The 392-nt window shown below is 45.7% G+C and carries 1 protein-coding gene; it reads left to right on the top strand.

Going from position 1 to position 392, the window contains the following annotated elements:
• Positions 1-392, top strand: a 392-nt coding sequence (locus tag ED312_RS23930; RefSeq protein WP_206363291.1) for an HIT family protein, incomplete at both ends; no start/stop codon positions are given.

Genomic DNA, 392 nt, shown 5'->3' with positions numbered 1-392 from the left:
AACCGTTTCTGCTTCGTCTGCGGGCGAAAATACCTGGTTTAATATGGTCAATCTCGGGGAGAACGACAGTTATTTTGAGTTAAAAGAAGGGTTTGTCCGGGTGGAAGTAAGTGAGCGCCTTAATAATTTTTGGAACAAAAAGGTATCGGATAACGGGGCTTATCATTATTTCCCGGAATTCCAGGCGTCACAACCGCCCGGTTTAGAGCTTATCCTGGTAAAAAAGAAAGAGGACAATCTTTCAGCAGCCATCGAAGACGGCGATATTGTAGCTTTCCGGGATAAAATGCCGGCAGGAGGCTATCATTATCTGCAGGTATCCGATAAAGACAATGCTGGCCTGATTAACCTGAATGGCAGCACCAGAGAGGAAGCGGAACAGTTTGAAGTGT

It is taken from the genome of Sinomicrobium pectinilyticum, from assembly GCF_003725735.1.
In the GTDB taxonomy this organism is placed as follows: domain Bacteria; phylum Bacteroidota; class Bacteroidia; order Flavobacteriales; family Flavobacteriaceae; genus Sinomicrobium; species Sinomicrobium pectinilyticum.
Note: the sequence above shows the minus strand (reverse complement) of the source record. Positions and strands in the feature narration are given on the sequence as shown.